Genomic DNA, 4,581 nt, shown 5'->3' on the forward strand with positions numbered 1-4,581 from the left:
GGGGGGGAGAAACTTTTTTCCCGACAGGCCCCTCTTCGGGTCTGCCTGGAAACATCACCCTTTGGGGGATCCGCGACCAGCTCCTCTCCTTCCGGGACCGGGGCAGCCGGCTCCCCGCGCACGAGGCCGCCTACTTCGCCGACCGGGTCCTCGTCCACCTCACCAGCTGCGACGCGCGCCGCGAGGACCAGTGGGAGAAGACCTCCTGGTGGCACTTCATCCGCGCCGAGCGGATGAGCGAGGAGTACCGCACGCTCCTGGGCATCGGACAGACCCGCAACCTCGTCGCCACCCGAGCCGAGGTCGCCTCCACCCGCACCGTCGGCCGCGTCATCATCGAGGCACTGCTGCTGTGGGGCCTGCTGGGCCGCGGCATGGACGGCGACGCGGACATCGACCGGGTGCTCAACGCCCCGACGAGCGAGGCGTGGATCGACCCCTGGTCCGCGCACCTGCGCTCGCTGGGCGTCCGGTTCGTCCTCGGAACCGAGGTGCGGGAGGTCCTCTACGACGGCGGGCGCGTCACCGGCGTGCGGGTCTCGGCCCGTGACGGGAGCGGCGAACACACCGTCACCGCCGACCACTACGTCTCCGCCATGCCCGTCGAGCACGCCCGGCGCACCTGGGGTCCCGCGCTGCGCGCGGCCGACCCGCAGCTCGCCCGGTGCGACGCGCTGCAGACGGACTGGATGACCGGTGTGCAGTTCTACCTGCGCACGCCGACACCCGTCGTCCACGGGCACGTCAACTGCCTCGACTCGCCGTGGTCGGTGACCGCGATCGGGCAGGCGCAGTTCTGGGACGCACGGGACTTCCCGGAGGACTACGGCGACGGACGCGCCCGCGACTGCCTGTCGGCGATCGTCTCGGAGTGGGACAAGCCGGGGATCCTGTACGGCAGGACGGCCCGTGAGTGCACGCGCGAGGAGATCGTCGAGGAGTGCTGGGCGCAGTTGAAGGACGCCCTGAACGACGCCGGCAAGACGACGCTCACGGACGCCGACCGGATCGCCTGGTTCATGGACCCGGCCGTGACAGGACTCGGCGGCCCCGACCCGCGAAACCGCGAGCCGCTGCTGGTGCACCCCGCGGGCACGCTGTACAACCGCCCGTCGGCGCAGACCGCCGTGCCGAACTTCTTCCTCGCCGGGGACTACGTCCGCACGGACGTGGACCTGGCGACGATGGAGGGCGCCAACGAGTCGGCGCGACGAGCCGTCAACGCGCTCCTCGACCGGGACGGCTCGCCCGCCGAACGGTGCCGGATCTGGGAGCTGTACCGCCCCGGGGAACTGGAGCCCCTCAAGCGCGTCGACGAGCTGCGCTACCGGCTCGGCCTGCCCAACACCTTCGACCTGGGCTGAGCGGACAGGCCACCGCGGACCCCCACGGCCTCCGGCAGCCGCACGCCCCCGGTCCCGAGGTGTGTCGGTCCGCTCTCCCGGCGGCCGGGGCGAAGTGCCGGAGACGGCTCGCGCGCAGAGGTGCCGTGACATGACCGCCTCCGCGCGGAAGGGCCGGGGTGCCGCGCGAGGGCATCGCGCACGGTACACGCACGCGATCCGGTGGGCGTGGCCGCGGTGCCGCTCGCCTCGGCGGCCTCCGGCATCCCGGTCATCGCCCGGGCGGACGGGCCACGGCCGGGGCGGCGCCGGCGGATGCCGCCGCGCCCCGACCCCGGCCCCGGCCCCGGCCCGTCCGGTCCCGGCCCATGGGTGAGGCCGAAGGGATGAGGGCCGCGCGCGGAGCGGTCGTCCGCGTCAGATCACGCCCTGGGCGAGCATCGCGTCAGCGACCCGTTCGAAGCCGGCGATGTTCGCGCCGGTGACATAGTCGCCCGGGGCGCCGTAGCGCTCCGCGGTCTCGTGGCAGGTCGCGTGGATGTCGCGCATGATGTGCGCCAGTTCCTCCTCCACCCGGGCCGGCGACCAGGCCGTCCGCGCGTGGTTCTGCGCCATCTCCAGGGCGCTCACCGCGACCCCGCCCGCGTTGGCGGCCTTGCCGGGGCCGAAGGCGACCCCCGCGCGCTGGAAGAGGTGCACCGCCTCGGGCGTGGTGGGCATGTTCGCGCCCTCGGCGACCACCTTCACGCCGTTGCGCACGAGCGTGGCCGCGTCGTTCCCGTCCAGTTCGTTCTGGGTGGCGGACGGCAGCGCGACGTCGGCCGGCACCTCCCAGACCCGTCCGCCCGGCACGAACCGGGCCGAGGCCCCGCGCCGCTCGGCGTACTCGCTGATCCGCCCGCGCTCGACCTCCTTGACCTGCTTGAGCAGGTCGACGTCGATGCCCTTCTCGTCGACGACGTACCCGCTGGAGTCCGAGCACGTCAGCGGATTGGCACCGAGGGCGAGCAGCTTCTCGACGGTGTAGATCGCGACGTTGCCCGAGCCGGAGACGACCGCGGTCTGGCCCTCCAGGTCCTCGCCGCGCTCGCGCAGCATGGCCGCCGCGAACAGCACGCTGCCGTACCCGGTGGCCTCGGGCCGGATCGCCGAACCGCCCCACCCCGTTCCCTTGCCGGTCAGCACGCCGGCTTCCCAGCGGTTCGTGATCCGCCGGTACTGCCCGAACAGATAGCCGATCTCGCGTCCGCCGACCCCGATGTCACCGGCCGGCACGTCGGTGTGCTCACCGATGTGCCGGTACAGCTCCGTCATGAACGACTGGCAGAACCGCATGATCTCCGCGTCACTGCGGCCGTGCGGGTCGAAGTCGCTGCCGCCCTTGCCGCCGCCGATGCCGAGACCGGTCAGCGCGTTCTTGAAGATCTGCTCGAAACCGAGGAACTTGATGATCCCGAGGTTGACGGACGGGTGGAAACGCAGGCCCCCCTTGTACGGGCCGAGCGCGCTGTTGAACTCCACCCGGAAGCCCCGGTTGACGTGCACGCGTCCCTGGTCGTCCTGCCAGGGCACACGGAAGATGACCTGGCGCTCCGGCTCACACAGCCGCTCGATGAGGCCTGGCTCGGCGAACTCCGGCCGTGCCGCCAGCACCGGCGCCAGGGTGTCCAGCACCTCGTGCACGGCCTGGTGGAACTCGGGTTGGGCGGGATTGCGCCGCTCGATCTCGACACGCAGGGCGTCGAGTCGGGTCTTGCTCTGGTCTCGGGTCGTCACAGGGTCCCTCTCTGGCACGGCTGTCACCGGTACGAGACCGGTGAAGGGGCGCCCGGCTCCGTTGCCGCGCGCAGGACGGGCCGCCCCGGACCCCTCGTCAGGTGTCATCCTGGCCTCCGGGAACGGCCGGCCCCTCAGTGTTACCCCTGTGTAAACCCCGAGGCCAGCATGGTCACGCAACTGTCCGGAGTCTGAGATCACAGGCTGTCGCGGCGGCCCTGCGGCCCCGCGGCCATGCCCGGCACCACCTGGCGTTCCGTCACCGGTTCTCCCGTGGCGGCCCCGTAGGACAACCGGCCCGCCGGGGCGGCGCCGCGGTGTCGCCGTTCCCGCCGGCTTCCGGCCCGGGCGCCGTCGTGCGCCTTTCCGCACGGACCGGCCGGGGTACGGAACTCACGCTCCGGCTTCCCTCGCCCGCAGCCAGGCCCGGACGTCGTCGACGACCCGTCCCGATTCCTCGGTCACCCGGCCGTCCGCGTCGGCGATCGGGCACTGCACGACCAGGCCGGCGAGGCCGGCGAGATCCGTCATCGCCGCCACCTCCGCGCGCCGACGAGGGTCGTACCGGGCGAAGTCGTCACACGCTTCGACCAGCGCGGTCAGTGACGGCAGCCCGCGTACCAGCAGGGACCGCAGGTCCTGCAGGACGCCGCGCAGGGCCGTGCTGCGCTCGTGCAGGGCGGACGCCGCGTCCAACGCCTCGCTCCACCGCTCCAGGTCCCTCGCCCTGTGCTGCCGGGCGTCCGCGAGCGCCTGGGCCTGCCACCTCACGACGACTTCCCGCCAGAGGCCGGCCGAGGTGGTCCGGATGCCGGCCAGCACCTTCGTCCCGCCCGCCGTCCCGCCGCCGCCGACGGCTTTGGAGCCCCCGGCCAACCGCGCCAACGCCGCGCTGCGGGCGGCCGCCCCGTGCAGGGTCCTGATCGCCCTGCCGGTGGAAGCGGTGCCGAAGGTACGCACCACGCGCAGGGTGCCCGCCTCGGCAACACGGCCGACGACGAGGTGGCCGGCCACCCCGAGGGCCGCGCCGCCGGCCAGCTTGACGACGGCGGCCGGCACGGCGCTCCCGCGCGGCCGTGGGAAATCGATGCCCTCCTCCTCGTGGACGGTCGGGCCTTCGATCGCGGGCGGTTCGGCCAGGTCCACGTGCTTGAGGCGCCGAAGCAGCTCGTGGAAGGGGACGAGGGCCTCGTCGTGGAGCGCCTGCCGCGCCTTCCGCAGGGCGGCGTCCTCCTCGGCGCATCGCTGCTCGAGCGCCTCGTGACGCTCTTTCAGACGCTTGTACCGCTGCGGTTTCGACTTCGCCGGCGCGACGGTGTCGACTGGGTCGATGGCCATGTTGCCCCCCTGGGTGCTCGGCTCGGAGATCTTACTGATCATTTCAGAATGATCTTCGGAGTCGTCGCAAGCAGATGATGCTGCAGGCGAGTTGGAGCAGTCCGAGGTGGAGGTCGGCTCGTAT

At 72.6% G+C, this 4,581-nt stretch carries 3 protein-coding genes; 1 reads left to right on the plus strand and 2 read right to left on the minus strand.

Annotated elements, in window-relative coordinates; all coding sequences use genetic code 11:
* Positions 1–1,364: hydroxysqualene dehydroxylase (locus ACZ63H_RS38415; protein ID WP_469873093.1), on the plus strand; the 1,364-nt coding region annotated here is incomplete at its 5' end.
* Between the two features lie 396 nt (positions 1,365–1,760).
* Here the strand turns inward: ACZ63H_RS38415 and gdhA are convergent.
* Complete coding sequence (gdhA, locus tag ACZ63H_RS38420; RefSeq protein ID WP_469873094.1) at positions 1,761–3,146, minus strand: NADP-specific glutamate dehydrogenase; 1,386 nt, start codon at positions 3,144–3,146, stop codon at positions 1,761–1,763.
* A 366-nt stretch (positions 3,147–3,512) separates the two neighbouring features.
* Positions 3,513–4,499 (minus strand): hypothetical protein, encoded by a 987-nt coding sequence (locus ACZ63H_RS38425; RefSeq protein ID WP_469873095.1) that lies wholly within the window; start codon positions 4,497–4,499, stop codon positions 3,513–3,515.
* Positions 4,500–4,581: the final 82 nt, after the last annotated feature.

The sequence above is a fragment of the Streptomyces sp. NPDC104831 genome, from assembly GCF_055583025.1.

Excerpts from the sequence above, each read along its gene's own strand:
- ACZ63H_RS38425 (WP_469873095.1), bottom strand. The coding sequence starts at position 4,499 with ATGATCAGTAAGATCTCCGAGCCGAGCACCCAGGGGGGCAACATGGCC.